We start from the raw sequence: 22,512 nt of genomic DNA, 5'->3' as shown, positions 1-22,512 counted from the left end.
GGAAAATACCCAGAGGCCCAGCTGCATGAGCCCAATTGCCCATGGCACATGGCCAGCGGGTTTGTGCCCACCCTAGCGCGGGAAAGTAGCGGATGGAAGAGGTCCGAACCGTGCGGATTTTTCCCCGGCGGCCGCCGGAACCAGGGCAAGCCGTAGGAGGCCGACGGCGGCAGGGGAGTACCGCCGTCGGGCGCCACATCAGGCCGCGTCGCTGATGATTTCCCTGGCCGCCATGGCCAGCAGGTCACGCTGGAGGGCGGGCAGCGAGATCAGTCCCTCCACGTAGGCCTGGACCTCGTATTCGCCGGCAGTGCCGCTCATGCCGAAGTACCGCAGCCAGAGCTCGGCAACGGTGATGTCGGCGTCCTTCAGCATGCGGTTGAGCTGGCTGCGTTCCTCCGGCTCGTGCGGCTCGAATCCCATGACTGTCCCCTTGGCGTCGTTGGGGGCGGCGCTTCCGGCCGCGCGTCAGGCGACGTCCGGGTAGCTGGCGAGGATGTAGTCTGCGGCGGCGGGACCGGTCATGTACAACCGGCAGTCGTTCACGTCAACACCGCAACGCCGCATGCCGGCGCGGAAGGCCTGGTCCGATTTGGCCCGGAAGCCGTGCAGCGATGCCCAGCTGACGTAGAGGCCGTACAGGCAGTCAGGTCCCAAGGGGTGTTCGGCTGAAGGATCGGTGACGGTGGCTTCATCAAGGAACTGCTGAAAATGTGAGGACGGCATGGTGGCCCCAATCCGGTTCTGCAACCTGTGCCGCCGGGCGGCTCCAGCAGCGACTTCCGGCGGCCCTGCAGTAAGGACCGGGAAGGACGGGAGTAACGCCCGTCATACTTCAGAATCTACCCGCGGCAGCAGGGGAAGTATAGCCCGCCCGCCGCCATCTCGAGCCGAATCAGCAGGCTCGGGGAAGCGCCAGCACGCCGCCGTAACAAAAGACAAGTCTTCCCAACAATTCATAAGGGTGCTTATTATGTTCTTCTTTCGACGGCATGCAGCGACCGTCAGCGAACCTTCCCGAATGGGCTGCGGCCGGCGGGAGACAGCTGAAAGGCTCCCATGCACCTGACCCGGTCCGAGTACTCAAACCCCAACCATGTGCTGGTCCACGTGAGCGACCCTCACTATGTGGAAGAGGGGTTGCTGTACGGCGAGCTGGATCCGCAAACGGGGCTGGTGGAAGTCCTTGATGCCATCGAAGCCAGCGGGCTCAAACCGGAAGCCATCATCTTCTCCGGCGACCTGGCGGACAAGGGCAGCCTGGAAGCCTACCGGCGGCTGCGGACCACCTGCCAGGCGTACGCCGAACGCTTGGGCGCGCAACTCATCTGGGCCATGGGCAACCACGACGAACGCATGAACTTCCAAAAAATGCTTCTCGACGAGGAGCCGCGGACCCTGCCGGTGGACCGCAGCTACTACCTGGGCAACCTCCGGGTGCTGGTCCTGGACTCCTCCACGCCTGGCTACCACCACGGCGAGATCAGCGAGGAGCAGCTTCGCTGGCTGGCCGGGGAACTGGAGACGCGGGCCGACGACGGGACCCTCCTGGTGATCCACCACCCGCCTGTGCCGCCGGTCCAGGAACTCGCGGTGCTTTCGGAGCTGCGGAACCAGGAGAGCCTGGCCCGGGTGCTGGAAGGCAGCGACGTCATCGGAATCCTCTCCGGCCACACCCATCACAGCGTCTTTTCAACCTTCGCCAGCATCCCGGTATCGGTGGCCTCGTCCACCAGCTACAACCAGGACCTGGCACTGCCCGCAGGCGCCATGCAGGGCATGAACGGCGCCCGGTCGTTCAACCTGGTCCGCATCCACAACCGGACCTTCGTCTCGGCGGTGGTCCCCGTGGGCGAGTACCCCCGGATGAAGTCCTACGTCACCGCCGAGGAAACCCGGCAGCGGCTGCAGGCCGCCAAAATCAACATCCCGTCCGCCACCGAAAACGCGGGAGGCACCCCCTGCGGCCGTCACTAGGCCGCGACTTCGAATGAAAGGACCAGCCATGGACCAGAAACCACCCTCTCCACCCGGCACCCGCCGCCGCAACGTGGCGGTCATCCTGGCCGGAGGAGTCGGCGCCCGCATGGGCCTGGACATCCCCAAACAGTTTGTCCCGATCGCCGGCCGCACCAGCCTCGAGCACACGGTGGAGCTGTTCCAGCACTGCGGGCTGGTGGACGAGATGATCGTCATGATGGCTCCGGGTTACATCCCCCGCGCCGAGGAACTTCTCCTGGGCAGCAACAAGGGCAGCAAACCGGGCGCCAAAGCTGACGCGAAGGCAGCCAGCAAGTTCGGCAAACTCGCCGGCATCCTTCCGGGCGGGGCGGACCGGAGCGAAACGTCCCGCCTGGCGCTGGCGGCCATCGCGGACAAGGACGCCAATGTCATCTTCCACGACGCCGTCCGCCCGCTGCTCGACGGCGACATCATCATTGCCTGCATCCGCGCGCTCGACGTCTACGCCGCCGTCGACACCGCCATCCCCTCAGCGGACACCATCATCGAAGTGGATGATGAGAACTTCATCCGCGCAGTGCCACCGCGGGCCAAACTGCGAAGGGGCCAGACGCCCCAGGCGTTCAGGATGCCCGTGATAGCCGAGGCGTACGAACGGGCCGGCCAGGACCCCGGCTTCTCCGCCACGGACGACTGCTCTGTGGTCCTCAAGTACTGCCCCGACGTCCCCATCTTCGTGGTGGACGGGGACGAGGCGAACATCAAAATCACCCAGCCCATCGACATCCACCTTGCGGACAAACTCTTCCAGCTCAAGCACAAAACCATGCTGCCCGGCGGGAACACGGACGGGCTCCGTGGCTCCACCGTGCTGGTGTTCGGTGCAAGTTCCGGGATCGGCCTGGAGCTTGTTCAGCAGCTCGAGGCTGAAGGCGCCCTGGTGGTGGGGCAGAGCCGCACCGGCAACGGAACCTACGTGGAGGACCGCCGGTGCGTGGCCCAGGCGCTGGCCTCCGCCGCCGCCACCCACGGCCACCTCGACCACGTCATTCTTACAGCGGGCGTCCTCAGTGTGGGGCCGCTCGCCCAGCTCACCGATGAGCAGTTGCACCACGACGTGGACGTGAACCTCACGGCAGCCTTCATCGTGGCCCAGGAGTCGCAAAAGTACCTGGCCGAGAGCAAGGGATCGCTGACGCTTTTCGCCTCCAGTTCCTACACCCGCGGCCGGGCCAACTACACGGTCTACTCAGCCACGAAGGCTGCGATCGTGAACCTCACCCAGGCGCTCGCGGACGAGTGGAGCTCGGACGGCATCCGGGTGAACTGCATCAGTCCCAGCCGTACCGCAACCCCCATGCGGTCCAGGGCGTTCGGGGCGGAGGAGGAAGGGTCCCTGCTGCCCGCGGCGGCTGTGGCCGGGGCCAGCATCCAAGTTCTGGCGTCGGCCATGACCGGGCAGGTTGTGGACGTCCGGCTCCCTTACCTGGACCAGTCCAAGGACTCCGACCTGGTGGCGCAGCCATGAGCCAGGACGTCGAGGTACGCAGCATTACCAGCAATAGCTACAGCCACACCCTTCGTGCGGACAGGGTATCGCTGACCCTCGCCGGCCCGCCCATTCCGGCCGGCGCCACCTTGTCCATCCTGCTGGGGGACAGGCCCATCTGGAGCGTCCCCTCCGGCGAGGGCGCCAGGTGCGTCCCCGGCAGCTGCATCATCGACTGGCCGCCCGCCCTCGCCGGCCGGCTGTCCGGGTGGGCGCGGCTCAGCGTGCTGCAGGACGGAACGCCGTTATGCCCGACGGCGAGAGTCGCCTTTGATGATTCACCCCACCAGTTCTCGCTCGAGGAGCCCGGCACGGGGATGCCGCAGATCATCAACAAGTGGGGGCGGATCGCCCGGAACTTCGAAGGCCGGCGCGCCTACCTGATCGACGAGGCGCTGGATGAGGCCTGCAGGCTGGTGGAGTGGATGCGGGGCCGCGGCCAGGAGCTGTTCGTCACCGGTGGCACCCTCCTTGGGCCCGTACGCGACGGCCGGATGATGCCCGGCGATGACGATGTTGACCTTGCCTACCTGAGCCGGCACGAAAATCCCTCCGACATCGCGCTGGAGGGCTTCGAGCTGGAACGGGCCCTTCGTGCGCAAGGCTACGAAACGGTCAGGCACTCAGCGGGGCACCTGCAGCTGCTGTTCCCCGGCGCGGACGGCACGGACCGGTTCTACCTGGACATCTTCACCTACTTCAATGTGGGCGGCTGGTTCCACGGTACGTTCCATGCCCGCGAACGCACGGAGGCCGTGACCATCTTTCCGCTGCGGAACCTCAGCATCAACGGACGGGAGCTGCCCGCACCGGCCGAGCCGGAGCAGATGCTCGCCGCGATTTACGGGCCCGGCTGGCACACCCCTGATCCTGCGTTCCGTTTCATCACGCCACCGCCGGCCCGCCGCCGTTATGACACGTGGCTGGGCGGCCTGGACTGGGACCGCGAGAACTGGGAGGACCACCACCGGGCGGTGCTGCGGGGTGAGGGCGGGCAGGGTGCCGGCCAGGCGCCGTCGGCCTGGGCGGAGGAGCTGGCCCGCGGGCTGCCGCCGGCCTCACGCATCCTGGAACTGGGCTGCGGCCTCGGCGGCGACGCTCGGCACTTCTCGGAGCAGGGGCACCATGTGGTGGCCGTTGACTACAGCCGGCCGGCAATCGAGTACCTGCGCGGGCAACAGGCTGGCCCCGGGTCCCTGGAGTTCCGCCGGGTCAACCTCAACTCGCTCCGGGAGACCGCCCCGCTGGCCACGCTCCTGAAGGAGGGCCCAGGCCCCCTGCATGTGTACGCGCGGCTGCTGCTCAATTCGCTCGACTGGCAAGGCCGGGAGAACACGCTGGGGCTGGTCCGGCAGCTTTTGCGGAACCAGGGCCCGGCTGCCGCGGCCTTCCTGGAAGTCCAGGTGGGAGAGTCCGGACCGGCCTTCCCGGAGTGCCGCTTCTATGCACCCGTGAATGTTGCCGATCTGAAAGCCAGCCTCGCGGAGCTGGGGCTGGAAACAGAAGACGTCCCACCACAACCAGGGCGCCAGGACGACGGCGCAATACGCACGCAACGAGTGAAAGTGAGGGCCCTGCCATGAATGACCCACTGATTGACGCCATCCACGAGCACGAGCCCCTAAGCGACCCGCTGGAAGAGGTCAACCGGCGGCTGGCCAAAGCCGCAACGGATATCGCCGAACTGCGCGCCGAGGTTATCCGGCTGGACCGGGACCTGGACGAGTCCCGGCGGCTGAACCGGAGGGCTGCCGAGCTGCTGGACCTCGTCTACGAGCACCTGGCCGGCAACCCGGGCCGCCTGCCCGCGGACGCCCCTGCCCTCCAGGGGGAGGGAGCGGGCAGATGAGCGGAATCGAAATTATCGGCGCCTTCGAGAGCACGTATCTTCCCCGGCACGACAGGGACATCTTCGAATCCACTGCCCACGATGTCCAGTGGAAGCAGGACCTGCAACTGCTGACCGAATGCGGGGTGAGCCGGCTGCGGTACCCCGTCCGCTGGCACCGGGTGGAAGCCGAGGAAGGGGTCTTCAACTGGCAGGACACGGACAAGGTGCTGCATTACCTCCGGGACAACGGCTTCCGGCCCATCGTGGACCTGGTGCACCACACCAGCTATCCCCACTGGATGGAGGGCGGCTTCGCGGACCCCCGCTTCCGCACCGCCTACCTTCGGTACACCGAGAAGTTTGCCCGGCGGTACCCGTGGGTGCAGGAGTACACGCTCTTCAACGAGCCTTTCTCCACCCTGTTCCTCACCGGACACGAGGCCATTTGGCCGCCCTACCACGAGGGCCTGGACAACTTCGTACGCCAGATCCTCAACGTGCTGCCGGCAGTGGCGGAGGCGAGCCGTGCCTACGCAGACCTGCTGCCCGGTGCCAAGCACGTATGGGTGGACACCTGTGAGCACCACACCGGGGAAGGGGCCGCCGGCAGCGCTTACGCCACCATGGCCAACGAGCGCCGGTTCCTGGTGCTGGACAGCTTCCTCGGCAAGTACGACGGCAAGGGCTACGACCCGAACGGCCCCATGGCGGAACTGCTTCGCGGCGCCGGGGGAGAGAAGCTGCAGGAACTGGAGCCGGGACGGATCGACGTGCTGGGCCTGGACTATTACGCCCACTGCCAGTGGCACTTCGATGACAAGGGCGGGTCCACCCACACCCCGCATCCCCTGCCCCTGGCGCAGCAGATCTACCTGTACTGGGACCGCTACCGGTTCCCTTGCCTGCTCACCGAAACCAACATCCGCGGTTTCACATCTGACCGGGCCACCTGGTTCAAGTACGTTTTGGAGCAGTGCGAACGTGCCCGGCACATGGGGGTTCCGTTGGACGGCCTGTGCTGGTTTCCGGTGATTGACTCCACGGACTGGGCTTCGCTTCTGTTCCGCAACGACGGGCACATCGACCCCGTGGGGGTGTACTGGCTGGACGACGAGCTGGCGCGGCAGCCGTCAGTTATGTCCGAGTCCTATGCGAAAGCCGCAGCCGGCACGCCGTCCAAAGAGTTGCCGGCCTTCACGCTTGGCGAACCCGTGGCCACCTGGCTGCGCGGATACGAATCGCAAATGTCCCACTGGAATTGGAGTGAAGCCCCTGACGCGGATCAGGGAAACAACCTGCCCAACACACAGGCCCGGATGGAATTGAGGATAGTCAATGCAGAGTGAACTGATCGTTTTGTCGCATCTCCGCTGGGACTGGGTATGGCAGCGCCCCCAGCACCTCGTTTCCCGACTGGGCTCCCGCTGTTCCACCTGGTACGTGGAGGAACCGCTCACGCCGTCGCCCGGATTCACCGGGCCGAACCGGCTGAACCACACGCAGGTGGACGGGCTGAACCGGGCCTGGCTGGAGATCCCGGAGCAGGGCCACCACGTGGGATTTTTCGACGACGTCCTCCCGGACTACATCAAGCAGCTGCCCGAACTGGTGGGTCCGCCCACGGGGGAGCGGGTGGTGTGGCTGTACACCCCGCTGGCCCTGGAACTTGCCCTCGCCCTGCAGCCCACCACGCTGGTGTATGACGTGATGGACGATCTCGCCGCCTTCAAGGACGCCCCGCCCGAGCTGGTGGTGAGGCAGCGGCAGGCACTCCGCCGGGCCGACGTCGTCTTTGCCGGTGGCCGCTCCCTGCACCGGTCCATGGTGCGGCAGGGCCGCGCTGACACCCTGCTCTTCCCCAGCGGCGTGGAGCCGGAGCACTACCGGACCCCGACGGCGGAGCCCCGGGTTCCGGGGCAGCGTCCCGTGGCCGGATACGTGGGAGTGCTGGACGAACGGTTGGACCTGGGCCTTATCGCCGACCTCGCCAGCGCGTTGCCGGAGTGGGACATCAGGATGTACGGGCCGGTGGCCAAGATCGATCCGGCCAGCCTGCCCCAGGCGCCGAACATCAGCTACGAGGGGTATACCTGCTACGCGGACCTTCCGGCAGCGATGGAGGGCCTGGATGTTGCCCTGATGCCGTTCGCCCTGAACGAGGCAACCCGTTCCATCAGCCCCACCAAAACGCTCGAATACCTCGCCGCCGGCCTTCCCGTGGTGTCCACCCGGGTGCCGGACGTGGTGGCTGACTTCCCGGGCGTGGTGCACCTGCGCGACGACGGCGCGGGCTTTGCTTCGCTCTGCCGGAACCTCGGCCAGCGCGATCCTTCGCGCGCCCCCAAGCCGAAGACCCGGGAGCTGCTGAAGAAGTACCACTGGGATGCGATCGCAGCCCGGATGGCCGAGTCCGTCTTCGCTTCGGGCCTGCAGGTGCCGGAACCGTCCGACGCCGAGGCCACTGCCTAGCGCAGAGTTTTTGTCCAGATACGCAGACTTCCGAACCCTGGAACCCTGCACATCTGGACAAAAAATCTGCCAGTTACGGAAGGAAAGTGGAATGACGCACATACGGGCCATGATTGACGCCCACCCCAAAGGGCTGGATGAATTCAACAAAGCCAAACTGGCTGAATGCATCGGTGCCTGCTTCGAATGCGCCCAGACCTGCACTGCCTGCGCCGACGCCTGCCTCAGCGAGGACATGGTGGCGGAACTGGTCGCCTGCATCGGGACGGACCTGGACTGCGCCGACATCTGCACAACAACGGGAAATGTGCTGTCCCGCCACGCCGCTTACAACGGCAACGTCACCCGGGCGCTGCTGGAAGCCTGCCGCGCTGCCTGCCGGGCCTGCGCGGAGGAGTGCGATAAGCACGCCGACATGCACGACCACTGCCAGGTCTGCGCGGAGGCGTGCCGGCGCTGCGAACAGGCATGCGCCGACCTCCTGACCTCACTGGACGAAGGAGCCGAACAACAATGAACGAAGTACCCCTGCACAAGGAACTGCCGCTGCCTGACTACGACCACCTGCCGGCGGGAACCCTCCCGTCACGCATCTCAGGCCTGGACGAGGCGCAAGTGGTGCAGTTGATCACGTACGAGGAGGCCCACGGGAACCGCCTGCCCATCATGCAGATCCTCGAAAAGAGGCTGCATGACCTGCAGGGCGGGACCGTTCCCCGCGGCCGGCAGGCGCCCAGCACGCCGGAAGTGAACACCGGCCAGCCGGACACCCCGCAGACCGCGAACGTGCCGGGTCCGCCCATTAACCCGCCGTCGCAGGGCGATCCCACCAACCCTGCCCAGCCCCGGTGAGCCGTGGAGCAGTATCACGGGTTCGAGGGCCATGACGGCCCGGGTCACGAGGGCCCTGGCCTGCACGCCGCGGAGAACCAGGGCGTGATAGACGCCGGCAGGGACCACGACGACGGCGCTGACCTTCGCGCCTTCGTCGTGTCCCGCCGGGCTGAGCTTGAGGGTCAGCTGGCGGAGTGGGTGCGCGTGCCCGGTGTATTGGGGGCGCCGGAGCACACCAAGGATCTGCTCCGCTCGGCGAACTGGCTGGCGGCGGCCTTCAGGGACGTGGGCTTCCCGGTGGTGGAGGTGCTGCCCACCGGGGAGTCGCACGCCGTGTACGCGGAATGGTGCGAAGCGCCCGGTGCCCCCACCGTCCTGGTGTACAGCCACCACGATGTACGGGTGGCCAAGCCCGGGCAGTGGGACCAGACCGCGCCCTTCGAGCCGGTGGTGCGGGACGGCCGGCTGTTCGGGCGGGGCAGCTCGGATGCGAAGGGCCAGGTGATGGCCCACCTGTGGTCACTCCGGGCACACCTCGCCCAACAGTCCAAACGCTCTTTCACTTCCGGGGCCCAAAACCCCAACGCTCCATCACCTTTTGGCGCCAAAACCCAAACGCTCTCTCACCCTGAACCGCAGGGCCCCCCACGCACCGCACCCGCGGTCAACCTGAAGTACCTCGTCGAAGGGGAGGAGGAGGGCGGGTCACCGCATCTGGCCCAGCTGCTGGAGGAGCAGGCGGACCGGCTGCAGGCGGACCTGGTGCTGTTCTCGGACACCCTTCTCTTCCGCGAGGATCATCCGGCCCTGTGCATGAGCCTGCGCGGGATGCTCAGCGCACACCTGGAGCTCACCGGGCCGGATGTAGACGTTCACAGCGGCGCCGTGTCCGGTGCCGCCCCCAATCCGGCCTTTGAACTGAGCAGGTTGCTCGCCGGTCTCCATGACGGGGATGGCCGGATCGCCATCCCCGGATTCTACGACGACGTAGCCGCGGTGCCGGAGGACTTTCGGGAAGCGCTCGCACGCCTGCCCTTCACCGAAGAGGACTGGGTGGCGCGCTCGGAGTCGGGAAGTATCACGGGCGAAGCCGGGTACACGGTTCCGGAGCGGCTGTGGCTCCGCCCGGCGGTGGAGGTCACGGCGCTGGTTGCCGGCGATCCTGCCGGGCTTTCCAGCGCCGCCGTTCCGTCGGTGGCGTCCGTGGACCTGAGCTTCCGGACGGTGGCCGGCCAGCGGGTGGAAAAGGTGGCCGGGCAGCTCCGGCAATGGGTTCGGGACACGGTGGGGGAGAACTACGGCCGCACGCTCAGGGTAGATCTCGAGACGGCCCAGGAACCGTACTGGACCCCGGACCACCCTGCTGTTTCCGCCCTGGAACGGGCCATGGCCAAGGGCTTCCGCTCAGCCGCTGTGGGCAGGATGGGCAACGCCGGCGGAGGGCCTGCCGAGCTGCTCAGCCGGTCGCTGGACGCGCCGGTCCTGTTCTTCGGGACGGGCCTGGTGGAGGACCACTGGCACGACAGTGACGAAAGCGCCAACCTCGAAGTCCTTGTCAACGGCGCCGTCACGATTGCATGCTTCTGGGACGAACTGGCCCGGATGGAATGACAAAGGACGACGACGATGGACGGCTCAGGCGATAACGGCAGCGGCACCGGACGGGACACAAACGGCAGTCCAGCTGTCCGGACTTTCGGTATCGAGGAGGAGTTGCTCCTCGTGGATCCGGGTACCGGGGAGGCCGTGCCGATGGCCGGCGCACTCTGGGACCTGTACGTTCGTCCGATGGACTCCGCTTCCGGTCCCGTCCTGACCGCCGAGTTCCAACAGGAGATGATCGAGGTTGTCACGCCCCCGCATTCCACTATGGCTGCACTGGAGGCGGACATCATTCGGGGGCGGGCCATTGCTGAGAGGGCGGCGAGGGACGTGGGAGTCCGGGTTGCAGCCCTGGGAACATCCCCGCTGCCCTCCGATCCCCATCCGGTGCAGCTCCGCCGTTTCGTGGCCATGACAGAGGAATATGGGTTAACGGCCAGGGAGCAGCTCACCTGTGGCTGCCATATTCACGTCTTCGTGGAGTCGGACGAGGAAGGCGTGGCAGTGCTGGACCGGATGCGGATCTGGCTGCCGGTACTCATCGCCCTGAGCGCCAACTCCCCGTTTTGGCACGGGCAGGATACCGGCTACGCCAGCTACCGCTCCCAAGTGTGGAGCCGGTGGCCAACGGCCGGGCCGCTGGAAATCCTGGGTTCACCGGATGCCTACCATCAACTGGTGTACGACATGGTGAGCACCGGTGTGGCACTGGACGAGGGGATGATCTACTTCGATGCCCGGCTTTCCCGCCACTATCCCACGGTGGAGATCCGGATCGCGGATGTGTGCCTGCGGCCGCAGAACACGGTGCTGCTGGCCGGCATCGCCCGCGGATTAGTAGAGACCGCTGCCCGGGAGTGGCGGAAGGGCATCGACCCGGTCGGCGTGCCGGCGTCGCTCCTTCGGCTGGCAGGGTGGAAGGCCAGCCGGTGGGGACTGCGCGGGGAACTGCTGGACCCGGTGACCAGCCGCCCGGGGCCGGCGCTCGCCGTCGTCAATGCCCTGCTGAACCATATCCGGGAGGCGCTGGAGGACATCGGGGACCTGGACCGGGTGGAGGAATTGATGGACGATCTGCTCTACGCCGGCACGGGCGCCGTCCGCCAGTTGGAGGTGATCCACCGCACCGGGGATTTGGAGGACGTGGTGGCCGATGCCGCCAACTGCACGGTGTGGGTGGAGGCGGACTAGGAACAGTCGGCGCTGCCTAGGAGTTGGCTTTGTCCGTCTGGTGCGGGAGTACGACGTCGTCGGCGGCGCGGGCCGCGGAGGGGAACAGGAGGAGCAAGAGGCCCAGGCCCGCTGCCGCGCCGATGAACTGCGCGATGACGAACGGCGGCACGGAGCCCGGTGCGATGCCGGCGAACGTGTCGCTGAAGATCCGCCCGACCGTCACTGCGGGATTCGCGAACGAGGTGGAGGATGTGAACCAGTACGCTGCGCCGATGTAGGCGCCCACCGCCGGCGCGGCAAGCACGCCCCGTTTGGTGGCGGCGAGCGCAAAGATCAGCAGGATCAGCCCGGCGGTGGCAATGACTTCACCGAGCAGGTGCCCACCGGTTGCCCGGTCCTTGCCGGAGATGGAGGTGCCGACGTCGTACATCGCGTTCGCCACCACGCTTCCGCTGATGGCGCCCAGCGTCTGTACGACGACGTAGGTGCCGAGCTCGGGCAGGGTCAGTCCGGTACCGCTGCGCCGACCGAGGATCCAGTCCACAAGCGAGACCACAGGGTTGAGGTGCGCGCCGCTGACAGGCCCGAACACGAGGATGAGGACGGTCAACCCCAGCACTGTGGCGGTGCTGTTCTGAAGCAGCTGGAGCCCGATGTCGTTGGGGGAGAGCTGCTGCGCCGCGATGCCCGAGCCCACCACGATCATCACGAGGAGGCTGGTGCCAAGAAGCTCTGCGACGGCACGGCGCCACAGCGGTGGCTGGTTCGTAGTCATGGCACCAAGCTTGACGCAGGAAAGTGACTCAGTCAAAATTGAGTCAATGAAAACTGAGCCAGAAGATGGGTTCCAAGCGCGGCTCGCAAAACACGCGGCCCTTGCAGATCCTGCACGCCTGCGCATCGTGGACCTGCTGACCCTCGGGGACTTCTCACCCACGGAGCTTCAAGCTGAACTGAACATGCCGTCGAACCTACTGTCCCACCACCTGCGTGCCTTGGAAGGAGCCGGGCTGGCAACCCGCCACCGCTCGGAGGCCGACAAGCGCCGAAGCTACATCAGGCTGGCTGCCGGGGCGTTGGAAGGACTTGCACCCGGGGTGGAACATGCAGCCAGCCGCGTTGTGTTTGTCTGCACGCGGAACAGCGCCCGGTCCCAGCTGGCTGCCGCCCTCTGGCGCGGGGCCAGTGAAATCCCCTCAACCTCGGCAGGAACACATCCCGGTGACCGCATCGCGCAGGGAGCCATTGAGGTGGCCCGCCGCCATGGCGTGGACCTTCCGGAGGTTCCGCCCCGGAAGCTTGGCAGGGTGGCCAGCGGCGACTTCGTGGTCACCGTCTGCGACAACGCCCACGAGGAGGTCACCAGCCTCGGGGGCATCCACTGGTCCGTGCCCGATCCCCTCCGGATCAACACCGAGGAAGCCTTCGAAATCGCCTTCACTGACATCTCCAACCGGGTCAACGATCTCGCGCCCCGGATGCACGCCGCCTAGCTCGAACCTCAACCAGACCATTCATCCAACTTTCAGGAGAAAAACAATGAGTCCCGAAACCGCCAAGAAGCCTTCCGTCCTGTTCGTCTGCGTCCACAACGCCGGCCGTTCCCAGATGGCCGCCGCCTTCCTCACCACGCTCGGCAAGGGCGAGATCGAGGTCCGTTCCGCCGGGTCCCAGCCTGCCGACAAGATCAACCCCGCCGCGGTGGAGGCCATGGCAGAGCTGGGCATCGACATGTCCGCCGAAGTTCCGAAGGTCCTCACCACCGAGGCCGTGAAGGAATCCGACGTCGTCATCACCATGGGCTGCGGCGACGAATGCCCCTACTTCCCCGGCAAGCGTTACGAGGACTGGGTCCTGGAAGACCCGGCCGGCAAGGGCGTCGAATCCGTCCGTCCCATCCGCGACCAGATCAAGACCCGCATCGAGGGCCTGATCGAGTCCCTCATTCCGGCTGCCACGTAACGCCAGCCCCTTGAACGCGGCATCAAAGGCGCAGGGCAGTTAGGTACATAGGGGTTAATGTTCAGTTCACCAGTTAGGTATAGGAAATCCGCACATTCCTTGAAAATGGGGTATAGGGGATCGATTGCTTGTTCTTTCGCTTCTGGTTTACGCTTTGGCATAGCTGGCATATAGCCGTCGTTGTTTCTGGGTCAACGCTTGCTTTACCCAGCCGGATAATTTAAATCCCCAGTAGAAATAGCGAGGCCGGCTGATGTTCTGGCGTAAGTGTGCAGCGATTGCATCATCCCTTCTGCTCGGGTTCGCAATCATTACTCCCACAACGGCAAACGCCGCCGTATCGACGATCCTGCCCACCATGGACACCTACGTCCAGGCGGACAAGCCGACTACCAACTTTGGCGCCAGCGTCCGTATTTCTACAGAGGGCCGTGCGAAAATCTGGCGGAACTCGCTCCTGCGGTTCAATGTTCAGGTTCCCGCCGGCGAGCATATTGTGTCGGCTAAACTGCGGGTTCATTCGGAGACATCCACAAACTCCACTGAATTTGTGGATGTTTTTACTACATCCGGCGGCTGGACCGAGGGTGGAGTTACCTGGAATAACGCACCAGCACGGGTAACGTGGCTGGGGAAGACCGGCGGATTTGCTGCCGGCTCTTGGGTTGAATGGGATGTTACGAAGGGCGTGGGCGCAAAAGGCGGCGAGCAGAACTTCAAGCTGGAAAGCAACGCCCAGAAGTGGATCGGTTTTAAGTCGAAGGAATCTTCCAATTCCGCCCTGCGCCCACGGCTGGTAGTGACCACAGCGCCTGACACAGCAACCTCAACCGAGGCTGCGGTGGTTCGTGGTTGGGGCACGCCTGTTACTGGCGATGAGTTCAATTACACGGGTGCGCCGGACGCCACGAAGTGGACTGTCTACAACAGCCCCGGGCATGCGGGCAACGGTATCCGGAGTCCCCAACAGGTTACCGTGGACGGTTCCAAAATGGTTATGACTGGAACTCCGGAGGGCACCACCGCGGGCATTAGCGCTAAGTTTGCGAACCAGAAGTATGGGCGGTGGGAAGTCCGTGCGGCCGGATCCGGTGACAATGAATACCACCTGGTGTCCATCCTGTGGCCGGACAGCGAGAACTGGCCGTGTGATGGTGAAGTTGACTACGCAGAGACGACTGGTGACTGGAACGTCATCAAGTTCTTCCATCACTACTCCTGTGAGAACCGCCAGGTGTCCGCGGAAAAGGTATTGGACGTATCCCAGTTCCACAACTACGCGGTTGACTGGCACTCCGGCGGCATCATTGGTTACGTGGACGGTGTGAAGTGGTTTGAGACCACCAACCCCGCGCACCAGCCTCCCGGTCCGATGCACCAGACGCTGCAACTGGACTGGTTCCCGGACAACACTGCCAACGGCGCCGGCGAGATGCGGGTGGATTGGGTCCGTGTGTATGCGGCGGCCGGAACGCCCTAGTCAGGGCGCACCATATTGACACGGTCCACACCTGAGCGCACCCTGATAGCGCTAGTTGCCCGTGTTGGCCGGCATTCTGCAGCTTCGCAAGCTGGCCGGCCAACTCTCCCGGAGTTGTCTGGGCGCTCCGGATGAAACAGTTCCACCCGCTCCCTGTCAGGAGAACAATATGGCTGGCAATTCAGTCAGAGCCCTTGAAGCGAAGTCGTTCGACGAACCGGATGAAAAACGCCGCCCGCCGAAAACCCAGGTGGATGTTGTCAACATCGGAGACACCACCCTGGGCAGGTTCACTTTCGAGCCGGGCTGGAAGTGGTCCGAGACGGTCAAGACCGTGGTCCACACCGATAGCTGCCAGGTGAATCACGTGGGGATCTGCGCCGCGGGGACGCTGACGGTGGAGATGGTGGACGGCACCCGGACCACAATCAGCCCCGGCAACGCTTACACCATTCCCGCCGGCCACGATGCCTGGGTCGAAGGCGACGAGACATTCGTGGGCTACGAAATCATGAGCGCGGCCACCTTTGCCAAGCCTGCCTGAATCGGGCGGGTGATGCGTCCATCTCCTCGGACGGCTTCCGGGTCATCCGAAGCTCCGGATTCCGGTGCCCGGAGGCGATCCCGGCGCGGTTGGCGCCGCGCCGGGATCGCCTCGCTGATCATCCTGGGGCTGATCCTCGTCTCCACGGTGGTCAACCTGGTCCTGGAGTCGAGGGAGAAATCGGGCATGGCTGCTTACGGTGAACGTATCGCCGTAGGCAGCGGTTCTCTGAACGTGTACCGGAACGGGCAGGAAGAGGGCCAGCCGATTGTCCTGCTCAACGGCCTGGGAACCCCGGCGCCCGGCCTCGACTTCGCTCCTCTGGCCCGGGAACTCAGCGGCTTCGACGTCATCGCCGTTGAGGGGTTTGGGTACGGTTACAGCGACATGGAAGCCCCGCCGCGGACCAACGAGAACATCAGTACCGAACTTCACGAGGTCCTGGCCAAACTGCAGGTCAAACAACCCTACGTTCTGGCAGGGCACTCCATCGCCGGTTTCTACATGCTCGACTACGCGAACCGGTACCCAACGGAAGTGGCCGCCGTCGTCGGAATCGATGCGACCATACCGAAACCGGGGGATCAGGCGGTTCCAGACCCGGAGCCGGGCATCAACTGGGAACGGGCCCTGGCCGTCACCGGATTAGTGCGCGCAGTCGCCGCCGTCGCACCGGGTTTCGTGGACCCGGCAAGCGACGCGTACACGGATGACGAGCTGCACCGGATGCGCCTCATGACCAGCTGGAACTACGGCAATCCGGCAGTAGCCGATGAAACCGCCCGGATAGCGAACAATGCAGCAGCCCTAAGGGGAGTGACCTACCCCAACGATTTGCCCGTGCTGGCCTTCATTGCCGGCGAGGATTCCGATTCGACAGCCGCCAAAACATCCGCTGTGCAGAACCTGCTGAAGAACGTCCGGCGGCATGAGGTGGTCACGCTGGAAGGCAACCATTACTTGCACTGGACCCAGTCCAAGCGGATGGCAGAGGAAATCCAAACCTTCCTCGCCGGCCCGGGATAGCCCGGCTGCGGAAGCCTAGAGCGGTTCGGGCCGCACGCGCACCGCCGCCAGTGAACGCAGAAGCGCGACGGCGGTGATGGCGCCCGCCGCCATCACCGCCGTGCTTCCAAGGGGGAGGCGCCGCCGAAGATTGCGCCCACGAAGGCGCCCGGCAGGGTGACCAGGCCGGTGGTTTTGGTCTGGTCCGTGGAGGGGATCAGGGCTGCGTGCACCGAGTAGCGGGCCTGGGTGAGGGTGGCCTGCGGGGCCGTGGCGCCCAGGGCCAGCCAGCCTTCCACCTGGTCCCACTGCTCACGGACGGCCTCATGGAACCGGCGCCCGGCAAGCACCGCGATGGTCATGCAGTTGCCGATCACTATCCCGCCCACTGCCAGGACGTAGCGGGGCTCGAGTGCCACAGCTCCCGTGCCGAAGACGACGGCGAGGGTCACCACGATGCCAAGGCCCATGGTCGCTGACACCGTTGCGAAGCGCAGCCAGGACCACGTGAGCCGGCGCGTTGCCGTCACCGCCGCCACGGTGAACATCACCAGCAGCGCCACCGCCACCCACAGCGCATCTGCGATGATGCCGCCGAGAACCAGGCTAATGAGCGCCAGCTGGGATGCGCCGCGGAGGATAGCCAGAGCCGGTGCAAGGTACGACGGCGTTTGCGAACCCCGGAGCACCGCGACGGTCAGCAGCATCAGGATGGCCACGGCCGCGAAGGTGGGTGCCAAGGCATCGAGGAAGGCCATCAGCTCAGCCTAGCGCCGGCCTGACCCGCACTTAGCGTCGTGACACAGCGATTGGGTTAGGGCCTGGTCCTGGTAACGAAATCAGAGCAGGCTGGGCTGGCTCGAGAGGATGTAATCCACCGCTGCCGGGCCTTTCAAGGACAATCCCGGCCATTCATGCTTGCCGGTATCGCGGTGTTGCTTTATGTATCCCCGTTGATCCATGGCTGCCCACAAGGACGATGCGGAGCCGGGCTGCTGGCCATTGAGCAAGCACCAACTGACGTACACCCCGTAGATGTCGTCTTCGCGAAGAGACGGTTGCCTCTCGCGGTCTTGAAGGAAGCAATCCGAGAGGAAGCGGGCGTAGTTCGGAACACTCATAAGTGGCTCCTTCGGGTCGTTGTAGCTCTACGAATGCTTTGCGGCACTGGTCGCGCAGCAGTGATTCGGAGCCATATCTGCGAAGGATGGGTCAGTGGTGATAAATGTTTTAACCGCCCGAGCCGGCCCCTCGCTCAGGACGAGCGGGCGTGCAGCTGGTTGTCAGTGGCGTTGCTGAGGGGAGTGAGTACCATGTCGTCGATCTTCGGCACCGCATGCCTTAGGCGGTGCCCGGCCTCATGGGTGACCTGTTCAGCGGCAGCCAGGGTGACGCCGTCGTCCACCAGCAAAGTGGCTGCGCCCTGCAAGCGGTGACCTGACCACCGCAGCTGCAGGCGCGGCACGGCCAGGACGCCCGGCGTGCCCTCGAGGGCCTTTTGCGCCGTATCCACAAGGTCGGGTTCGATCCCGTCCATCAGCCGCCGCCCGACGCTTCGCACCGTCCCCCACAAGAGGACCAGGATGGCCGCGGAAATCAACAGGCCGACGATGGGGTCCGCAAGGGGAAAGCCCAGCATGACGCCCACTGCGCCGAGCACCACGGCCAGGGACGTGAAACCGTCCGTGTGGGCGTGCACGCCGTCGGCCACCAGGGCGGCTGAGCCGATCCGGCGGCCCACCCTGATGCGGTACATGGCCACTGCCTCGTTGCCTGCGAAACCGATCAAGCCGGCGGCGAAAACCCACCACAGATTGCTCAGCGGCTGGGGGTGCAGGAGCCGGTCAACGGACTGCCATGCCGCCACGACGGCGGACAGGGCGACGACGGCGACGATGAACAGCCCGGCAAGGTCCTCTGCCCGGCCAAAGCCATACGTATAGCGGCGGGTGGCCGCGCGGCGGCCCAGAATGAACGCCACCCACAGCGGGACCGCCGTCAGGGCATCCGAAAAATTGTGGATGGTATCGGCCAGCAGCGCCACGGAACCACTGACCAGCACCACCAGGAACTGCAGGACGGTGGTCGCCAGGAGAATGCACAGACTGATCTTCAGGGCACGCACGCCTTCGACGCTGGCTTCCATCGCGTCGTCGATGGAGTCGGCGGCATCGTGGGTATGGGGAACAAACAGTTCCACCAGCCAGCCCTTGAACCCGCCATGGTGATGGTGCCCGTGACTGTGGCCGTGCTCATGGTCATGCTGATGGTCATGACCGTGGCCGTGGTCATGGTCCGTGTGCTGGCGGGCGTGCCCGGGGTTGCTCATGAGGCCGCCTTCCGATCGCGGCGGTGGTGAGCAGGCTCTCCGCCAAGGGCGTGCTCAGCCTGGAAAACAGCGTCCACCACCAACTGCCGGGCATGTTCGTTTGCCAGGCGGTACAGAACCCTGGTGCCGTCCTGCCGCGTTGAGACCATCCGGGCCAGCCGCATTTTGGCCAGGTGCTGCGAGACGGCCGCCGGTGATTTTCCCACGACGTCGGCCAAGGCACCCACAGCCATCTCGCCGTCGCGCAGGGCCAGGATGATGCGCACCCGGGTGGCGTCGGCAAGCATGGCGAAGACCTCGACGGCGAGCTCCACGTACTGGCTGTCGGCGCTCAGCGAACAAACGCTGTTACCTGCATTCATGCGCACATTCTGCCACAGGGGCCGCAGGTGCCTTACCTCGCGGGGTAAGGCACCTGGTTGAGGGAGCGGGCAAGGTGGGCGGCGTTCCGTGCTGCTCCGGCGGTGGTCGAAGCCACCTTTTCGGGGACGCTGTCCAGGTCTTTGTAATCCACCGTTTGCATGGCCTCGCCCACCCAGTACGTGGCCCCCTGGGCGGGGATGGTGAAGCCGACGTCGTTCAGCGCCTGCTGCGTGTCCGCCACAGTCTTGTGGGCGCCGTCTTCGTTGCCCACCACTGCGACAATCGCTACTTTTCCGTACATAATGGGCCGCCCGGCCTCGTCAGTTTCTGCGAGGTCGGCATCGAGGCGTTCGATGACGCGTTGCGTAATGCTGCTCGGGTGCCCCATCCAGATCGGGGTGGCGAGGACCAGGATGTCCGAAGCGAGGATTCTCTCGCGGATCCCAGGCCACGCGTCGCCGTCGCCCATGTCCACCTGAACGCCGGGCATCACGTTGTGATCCACCACCCGCAGCGAGGCGCCTTGCACGCCGTGCCCTGCAAGTTCCTCCAGCACGTGGTGGGCCATCAGTTCGCTGCTGGACGGCGCGGGTGAAGGCGTCAGGGAGCAAATAAGGGCAAGTGCGGTGAGGTCAGCCATCGTTCATCCTTGTCGTTGAGTTTTCCTTGGTACCGGTCAGTGGTTCGGGGCCGACGGCACGGCGGACTGCCGCAGACCGTCCCCTTCTGGACAGGAAAGTGCGACGGCGGTCCGAACCCCAGTTCCGTCCGTTTTCCCTCGAACACGTCTTGCGCGATAGATAGCAAGTGTGCTTAGTATCTAGTTAGTAACCTTACTTACTAATTGATCAGGCTGGGTTTGAAAGTCCAGCTGCCAACCAGTGGAAGCGAGTGACGATGACGGAGAACCAGTGGCCTGAGGCTTCTGCCCGAAGCCATCTCGACCAGTACGGGAACGCAGCACCGACGGATCCTTCCGCAGAGCCGGAAACTTACGTCACCAAGAAGGACGCAGCCAAGGGAGAGACGTCCAAGATCGCCGGGCAGGCGGCCGGTGCGGCCCACAATGTGGCGCAGACTGCCAAATCCGAAGTCGGGAATGTCGCATCCGAGGCCAAGTCCAGCGCAAGGGACCTCCTGCACCAGGCGAAGTCAGGACTGGGCAGCCAGGCCGGCGCGCAGCAGCAGAAGGCCGCCGATGGCATCCGGACCATCTCCAGCCAGTTGCACACCATGGCAGATGCCCCGGAGCAGAAGGGTATTGCCAGTGACCTGATCCGTCAGGCTGCAGAGCGCACGTCCTCGGTAGCTTCCTGGATTGAAGGCAAGGAACCCGGGGCGCTGTTGGACGACGTCCAGTCCTTCGCCCGGCGCAAGCCGGGGACGTTCCTGCTCCTGGCTGCCGGCGCCGGAATCCTTGTGGGCCGGCTCGCGCGTGGCCTGGCCCCGGCCCCGGCCCCGCAAGCAGCAATCCCGCCGATGCCGGCGCAGGCGCCGGCGGCCGCAATGACTGCTCCCGCACCAACCGGTCCGCCGTGGGGCGAGGAGTCGGTCTACCAGGATCGGGTGGCGGCGCCGGCAACCTACGGCGAAACCATCTACGGCGAACCTGCCCGGCCGGCCTATTCGGGCACGGAAGCAGGCGGAGTCCCGCTGCGGGACCTGGATGATCCGTACAGCGAGGTCCGCGGCACGGAACGCCAGCCGTAAGCAGTCAAAGCTAACAGCAAGACACCAGCCCCCACCAAACAAAGGACCCGTGTCATGAAGAAACTGCTCTTCGCTTTGCTCCCCGGCATCATCAGCCGGGTACTGAAGGCCCGAAAGGCCAAGCAACTCCGTGCCGGACAGACCCGTCCGCCGCGGAACCGCTTCTAGATTTGTCCTCAAGCAGCACAAAACAGTAACAAGAAGGAGAAACACATGATCAGCACTGAGAACCTTTCTGCACTGACCACTGCCGGCGGACACGTCGTTGGTTCCGACGGAAGCAAGATCGGATCCATCGGGCAGATTTACGTTGACGACCAGACCTCCGAGCCCACCTGGGTCACGGTGAAGACCGGACTCTTCGGATCCCACGAATCCTTCGCCCCGCTGGACGCCGCTTCGCAGGACGGCAACGACATCGTCGTGGCCCACACCAAGGACAAGGTCAAGGACGCACCCCGCGTCGCCCCGGACGGCCACCTCGAGCCGGAAGAGGAAGACCGCCTTTACACCTACTACGGCCTCAACGGGCACACCGGCAACGGCTTCACGGGCGGCAACGGATTTGCTGCCGGCACCGCAGACGACACGGTGGGCCGCGAAACTGTCGGCCACGACACCTCCGGTCCCACCACCGATGACGCCATGACCCGCTCCGAGGAGCAGCTGCACGTCGGCACCCGCAAGGAAGAGGCGGGCCGGGCACGCCTGCGCAAGTACGTCGTCACCGAAAACGTCACCACCACTGTCCCGGTGCAGCGTGAAGAGGTCCGCCTGGAGCGCGAACCCATCACGGACGCCAACATTGGTGCCGCCCTGGACGGCCCCGCGATCAGCGAGGAAGAGCACGAGGTCATCCTCCACGAGGAGCGCCCCGTCGTCGAAAAGGAAACCGTCCCGGTGGAGCGCGTGCGCCTGGACAAGGAAACCGTGACCAGCGAGCACACCGTCACCGAGGAAGTCCGCAAGGAAAACATCGAGCTCGACGACGACGGCCGCAACCGCCACTAAGGCTCACCACCGGAATCCTCACCGATTCCCCGCGCACGGCCCGTCCTCCATTCCGGAGGGCGGGCCGTGCGTTTGCGTGCCGGGGCAGGCCCGGACAGTCCCGGGGACGCGGATGGTCGCCGGCGGGGGATGGTCAGCCGATAATGGGCCGCTCCTCGGGCATTCGGTAAAGGCGTGGCCGGGCCGAAAGTGCCAGGGCCGACGCCACTGCCACGGTGCCGATGCGTCCGGTGAACATGAGTGCCATGAGGACCCACTCAGCAGCCGGCGGAAGGTTGTACGTGATGCCGGTGCTCATGCCTACCGTGGCGAAGGCGGAGATGGATTCGAAGAGGACCTTTTCCAGGCTGTAGTCGGTGAACATCAGCAGCAGCATGGTGCCGGTGACCACGGCGCCGATGCCCAGCAGGGCCACGGACAGGGCCTGGCGCTGGGAGGAGGAGCTGATGGACCGGTGCGCGATGGTCACCTGGTCGCGGCCGCGGACTTCGTTCCAGATGGCGAAGCCCAGCACCAGGAATGTGGTGATCTTGATGCCGCCGGCGGTGCCGGCGCTGCCGCCGCCGATGAACATCAGGATGTTGGTCACCATAAGTGTTTCCGGGGCGGCAACCCCATAGTCGATGCTGTTGAACCCGGCCGTGCGCGGGAAGACACCGCCGGCAAAGGACCCCAGGATCTTGCCGGT

The 22,512-nt window shown here is 65.3% G+C and carries 25 protein-coding genes and 1 pseudogene; 17 read left to right on the top strand and 9 right to left on the bottom strand.

The window, feature by feature from the left end; all coding sequences use genetic code 11:
* Positions 1-198 precede the first annotated feature (198 nt).
* Positions 199-423 carry a hypothetical protein gene (locus AC5RV1_RS17405; RefSeq protein WP_493947048.1) on the bottom strand — a complete coding sequence of 75 codons (225 nt, stop codon included), beginning with the start codon at positions 421-423 and terminating at the stop codon, positions 199-201.
* 45 nt (positions 424-468) lie between these two features.
* Positions 469-726 (bottom strand): hypothetical protein, encoded by a 258-nt coding sequence (locus AC5RV1_RS17400; protein WP_163167417.1) that lies wholly within the window; start codon positions 724-726, stop codon positions 469-471.
* A gap of 333 nt (positions 727-1,059) precedes the next feature.
* Here AC5RV1_RS17400 and AC5RV1_RS17395 point away from each other — a divergent pair, with 333 nt between their 5' ends.
* From AC5RV1_RS17395 to AC5RV1_RS17350, 10 genes are all read left to right on the top strand, one after another.
* Positions 1,060-1,977 carry a metallophosphoesterase gene (locus tag AC5RV1_RS17395; protein ID WP_493995420.1) on the top strand — a complete coding sequence of 306 codons (918 nt, stop codon included), beginning with the start codon at positions 1,060-1,062 and terminating at the stop codon, positions 1,975-1,977.
* 28 nt (positions 1,978-2,005) lie between these two features.
* A complete protein-coding gene (locus AC5RV1_RS17390) occupies positions 2,006-3,490 on the top strand; it encodes an SDR family NAD(P)-dependent oxidoreductase (RefSeq protein ID WP_493947045.1) in 1,485 nt (494 codons plus the stop codon).
* Positions 3,487-5,094 (top strand): class I SAM-dependent methyltransferase, encoded by a 1,608-nt coding sequence (locus AC5RV1_RS17385; protein ID WP_493995419.1) that lies wholly within the window; start codon positions 3,487-3,489, stop codon positions 5,092-5,094. The genes AC5RV1_RS17390 and AC5RV1_RS17385 overlap by 4 nt, the downstream gene beginning before the upstream one ends.
* Positions 5,091-5,360 (top strand): DUF6752 domain-containing protein, encoded by a 270-nt coding sequence (locus AC5RV1_RS17380; RefSeq protein WP_493995418.1) that lies wholly within the window; start codon positions 5,091-5,093, stop codon positions 5,358-5,360. Before AC5RV1_RS17385 ends, AC5RV1_RS17380 begins: the two co-directional genes overlap by 4 nt.
* Positions 5,357-6,688: a family 1 glycosylhydrolase gene (locus AC5RV1_RS17375; protein ID WP_493995417.1), complete on the top strand. Its 1,332-nt coding sequence runs from the start codon at positions 5,357-5,359 to the stop codon at positions 6,686-6,688. The genes AC5RV1_RS17380 and AC5RV1_RS17375 overlap by 4 nt, the downstream gene beginning before the upstream one ends.
* A complete protein-coding gene (locus AC5RV1_RS17370; RefSeq protein ID WP_493995416.1) occupies positions 6,678-7,811 on the top strand; it encodes a glycosyltransferase in 1,134 nt (377 codons plus the stop codon). The genes AC5RV1_RS17375 and AC5RV1_RS17370 overlap by 11 nt, the downstream gene beginning before the upstream one ends.
* Before the next feature lie 91 nt (positions 7,812-7,902).
* Positions 7,903-8,328, top strand: a complete 426-nt coding sequence (locus AC5RV1_RS17365; protein WP_493995415.1) for a four-helix bundle copper-binding protein — start codon at positions 7,903-7,905, stop codon at positions 8,326-8,328.
* On the top strand, positions 8,325-8,663 hold the full coding sequence (locus AC5RV1_RS17360; RefSeq protein ID WP_493995414.1) for a DUF8129 domain-containing protein: 339 nt from the start codon (positions 8,325-8,327) through the stop codon (positions 8,661-8,663). Before AC5RV1_RS17365 ends, AC5RV1_RS17360 begins: the two co-directional genes overlap by 4 nt.
* A gap of 3 nt (positions 8,664-8,666) precedes the next feature.
* Positions 8,667-10,256, top strand: a complete 1,590-nt coding sequence (locus AC5RV1_RS17355; RefSeq protein ID WP_493995413.1) for a M20/M25/M40 family metallo-hydrolase — start codon at positions 8,667-8,669, stop codon at positions 10,254-10,256.
* Positions 10,257-10,271: 15 nt separating this feature from the next.
* Positions 10,272-11,438, top strand: a complete 1,167-nt coding sequence (locus AC5RV1_RS17350) for a carboxylate-amine ligase (protein WP_493995412.1) — start codon at positions 10,272-10,274, stop codon at positions 11,436-11,438.
* Positions 11,439-11,454: 16 nt separating this feature from the next.
* On the opposite strand, the gene AC5RV1_RS17345 is transcribed toward AC5RV1_RS17350, so the two are convergent.
* Entirely contained in the window at positions 11,455-12,195 is a 741-nt protein-coding gene (locus AC5RV1_RS17345) for an aquaporin (protein WP_493995411.1), read from the bottom strand.
* Positions 12,196-12,241: 46 nt separating this feature from the next.
* Between AC5RV1_RS17345 and AC5RV1_RS17340 the strand changes: the two genes are divergently transcribed.
* The 5 genes from AC5RV1_RS17340 to AC5RV1_RS17320 all read left to right on the top strand — a co-directional run bounded on the left by AC5RV1_RS17340 (position 12,242) and on the right by AC5RV1_RS17320 (position 16,432).
* Positions 12,242-12,913 carry an arsenate reductase/protein-tyrosine-phosphatase family protein gene (locus AC5RV1_RS17340; protein ID WP_493995410.1) on the top strand — a complete coding sequence of 224 codons (672 nt, stop codon included), beginning with the start codon at positions 12,242-12,244 and terminating at the stop codon, positions 12,911-12,913.
* A gap of 46 nt (positions 12,914-12,959) precedes the next feature.
* Positions 12,960-13,382 (top strand): arsenate reductase ArsC, encoded by a 423-nt coding sequence (locus AC5RV1_RS17335; protein ID WP_493947031.1) that lies wholly within the window; start codon positions 12,960-12,962, stop codon positions 13,380-13,382.
* Positions 13,383-13,635: 253 nt separating this feature from the next.
* Positions 13,636-14,862 carry a CBM96 family carbohydrate-binding protein gene (locus tag AC5RV1_RS17330; RefSeq protein ID WP_493995409.1) on the top strand — a complete coding sequence of 409 codons (1,227 nt, stop codon included), beginning with the start codon at positions 13,636-13,638 and terminating at the stop codon, positions 14,860-14,862.
* Between the two features lie 169 nt (positions 14,863-15,031).
* Entirely contained in the window at positions 15,032-15,406 is a 375-nt protein-coding gene (locus AC5RV1_RS17325) for a cupin domain-containing protein (RefSeq protein WP_256248020.1), read from the top strand.
* Positions 15,407-15,418: 12 nt separating this feature from the next.
* Positions 15,419-16,432, top strand: coding sequence for an alpha/beta fold hydrolase (locus tag AC5RV1_RS17320; RefSeq protein ID WP_493995408.1), 1,014 nt, complete (start codon positions 15,419-15,421; stop codon positions 16,430-16,432).
* A 15-nt stretch (positions 16,433-16,447) separates the two neighbouring features.
* On the opposite strand, the pseudogene AC5RV1_RS17315 reads toward AC5RV1_RS17320, so the two are convergent.
* The 5 genes and pseudogenes from AC5RV1_RS17315 to AC5RV1_RS17295 form a co-directional block, all read right to left on the bottom strand.
* Positions 16,448-17,169 (bottom strand): annotated as a pseudogene (locus AC5RV1_RS17315) (ABC transporter permease).
* A gap of 81 nt (positions 17,170-17,250) precedes the next feature.
* Entirely contained in the window at positions 17,251-17,532 is a 282-nt protein-coding gene (locus AC5RV1_RS17310; RefSeq protein WP_493995407.1) for a hypothetical protein, read from the bottom strand.
* A 134-nt stretch (positions 17,533-17,666) separates the two neighbouring features.
* Entirely contained in the window at positions 17,667-18,740 is a 1,074-nt protein-coding gene (locus tag AC5RV1_RS17305; RefSeq protein ID WP_493995406.1) for a cation diffusion facilitator family transporter, read from the bottom strand.
* Positions 18,737-19,102 carry an ArsR/SmtB family transcription factor gene (locus AC5RV1_RS17300; RefSeq protein ID WP_493995405.1) on the bottom strand — a complete coding sequence of 122 codons (366 nt, stop codon included), beginning with the start codon at positions 19,100-19,102 and terminating at the stop codon, positions 18,737-18,739. Before AC5RV1_RS17300 ends, AC5RV1_RS17305 begins: the two co-directional genes overlap by 4 nt.
* Positions 19,103-19,134: 32 nt before the next feature.
* Positions 19,135-19,743, bottom strand: coding sequence for a flavodoxin family protein (locus AC5RV1_RS17295; RefSeq protein WP_493995404.1), 609 nt, complete (start codon positions 19,741-19,743; stop codon positions 19,135-19,137).
* A 257-nt stretch (positions 19,744-20,000) separates the two neighbouring features.
* Here AC5RV1_RS17295 and AC5RV1_RS17290 point away from each other — a divergent pair, with 257 nt between their 5' ends.
* Together AC5RV1_RS17290 and AC5RV1_RS17285 are read left to right on the top strand one after the other, a co-directional pair.
* Entirely contained in the window at positions 20,001-20,813 is an 813-nt protein-coding gene (locus AC5RV1_RS17290; protein WP_493995403.1) for a hypothetical protein, read from the top strand.
* A gap of 213 nt (positions 20,814-21,026) precedes the next feature.
* A complete protein-coding gene (locus AC5RV1_RS17285; RefSeq protein ID WP_493995402.1) occupies positions 21,027-21,824 on the top strand; it encodes a DUF2382 domain-containing protein in 798 nt (265 codons plus the stop codon).
* 133 nt (positions 21,825-21,957) lie between these two features.
* On the opposite strand, the gene AC5RV1_RS17280 is transcribed toward AC5RV1_RS17285, so the two are convergent.
* Positions 21,958-22,500, bottom strand: a complete 543-nt coding sequence (locus AC5RV1_RS17280; protein ID WP_493995429.1) for a potassium transporter TrkG — start codon at positions 22,498-22,500, stop codon at positions 21,958-21,960.
* Positions 22,501-22,512: the final 12 nt, after the last annotated feature.

The organism is Arthrobacter sp. Hb9-2 (genome assembly GCF_059091165.1).
Note: the sequence above shows the minus strand (reverse complement) of the source record. Positions and strands in the feature narration are given on the sequence as shown.

Excerpts from the sequence above, each read along its gene's own strand:
- AC5RV1_RS17405 (WP_493947048.1), bottom strand. The coding sequence starts at position 423 with ATGGGATTCGAGCCGCACGAGCCGGAGGAACGCAGCCAGCTCAACCGC.
- AC5RV1_RS17400 (WP_163167417.1), bottom strand. The coding sequence starts at position 726 with ATGCCGTCCTCACATTTTCAGCAGTTCCTTGATGAAGCCACCGTCACC.
- AC5RV1_RS17395 (WP_493995420.1), top strand. The coding sequence starts at position 1,060 with ATGCACCTGACCCGGTCCGAGTACTCAAACCCCAACCATGTGCTGGTC.
- AC5RV1_RS17390 (WP_493947045.1), top strand. The coding sequence starts at position 2,006 with ATGGACCAGAAACCACCCTCTCCACCCGGCACCCGCCGCCGCAACGTG.
- AC5RV1_RS17385 (WP_493995419.1), top strand. The coding sequence starts at position 3,487 with ATGAGCCAGGACGTCGAGGTACGCAGCATTACCAGCAATAGCTACAGC.
- AC5RV1_RS17380 (WP_493995418.1), top strand. The coding sequence starts at position 5,091 with ATGAATGACCCACTGATTGACGCCATCCACGAGCACGAGCCCCTAAGC.
- AC5RV1_RS17375 (WP_493995417.1), top strand. The coding sequence starts at position 5,357 with ATGAGCGGAATCGAAATTATCGGCGCCTTCGAGAGCACGTATCTTCCC.
- AC5RV1_RS17370 (WP_493995416.1), top strand. The coding sequence starts at position 6,678 with ATGCAGAGTGAACTGATCGTTTTGTCGCATCTCCGCTGGGACTGGGTA.
- AC5RV1_RS17365 (WP_493995415.1), top strand. The coding sequence starts at position 7,903 with ATGACGCACATACGGGCCATGATTGACGCCCACCCCAAAGGGCTGGAT.
- AC5RV1_RS17360 (WP_493995414.1), top strand. The coding sequence starts at position 8,325 with ATGAACGAAGTACCCCTGCACAAGGAACTGCCGCTGCCTGACTACGAC.
- AC5RV1_RS17350 (WP_493995412.1), top strand. The coding sequence starts at position 10,272 with ATGGACGGCTCAGGCGATAACGGCAGCGGCACCGGACGGGACACAAAC.
- AC5RV1_RS17345 (WP_493995411.1), bottom strand. The coding sequence starts at position 12,195 with ATGACTACGAACCAGCCACCGCTGTGGCGCCGTGCCGTCGCAGAGCTT.
- AC5RV1_RS17340 (WP_493995410.1), top strand. The coding sequence starts at position 12,242 with ATGAAAACTGAGCCAGAAGATGGGTTCCAAGCGCGGCTCGCAAAACAC.
- AC5RV1_RS17335 (WP_493947031.1), top strand. The coding sequence starts at position 12,960 with ATGAGTCCCGAAACCGCCAAGAAGCCTTCCGTCCTGTTCGTCTGCGTC.
- AC5RV1_RS17330 (WP_493995409.1), top strand. The coding sequence starts at position 13,636 with ATGTTCTGGCGTAAGTGTGCAGCGATTGCATCATCCCTTCTGCTCGGG.
- AC5RV1_RS17325 (WP_256248020.1), top strand. The coding sequence starts at position 15,032 with ATGGCTGGCAATTCAGTCAGAGCCCTTGAAGCGAAGTCGTTCGACGAA.
- AC5RV1_RS17320 (WP_493995408.1), top strand. The coding sequence starts at position 15,419 with ATGCGTCCATCTCCTCGGACGGCTTCCGGGTCATCCGAAGCTCCGGAT.
- AC5RV1_RS17310 (WP_493995407.1), bottom strand. The coding sequence starts at position 17,532 with ATGAGTGTTCCGAACTACGCCCGCTTCCTCTCGGATTGCTTCCTTCAA.
- AC5RV1_RS17305 (WP_493995406.1), bottom strand. The coding sequence starts at position 18,740 with ATGAGCAACCCCGGGCACGCCCGCCAGCACACGGACCATGACCACGGC.
- AC5RV1_RS17300 (WP_493995405.1), bottom strand. The coding sequence starts at position 19,102 with ATGAATGCAGGTAACAGCGTTTGTTCGCTGAGCGCCGACAGCCAGTAC.
- AC5RV1_RS17295 (WP_493995404.1), bottom strand. The coding sequence starts at position 19,743 with ATGGCTGACCTCACCGCACTTGCCCTTATTTGCTCCCTGACGCCTTCA.
- AC5RV1_RS17290 (WP_493995403.1), top strand. The coding sequence starts at position 20,001 with ATGACGGAGAACCAGTGGCCTGAGGCTTCTGCCCGAAGCCATCTCGAC.
- AC5RV1_RS17285 (WP_493995402.1), top strand. The coding sequence starts at position 21,027 with ATGATCAGCACTGAGAACCTTTCTGCACTGACCACTGCCGGCGGACAC.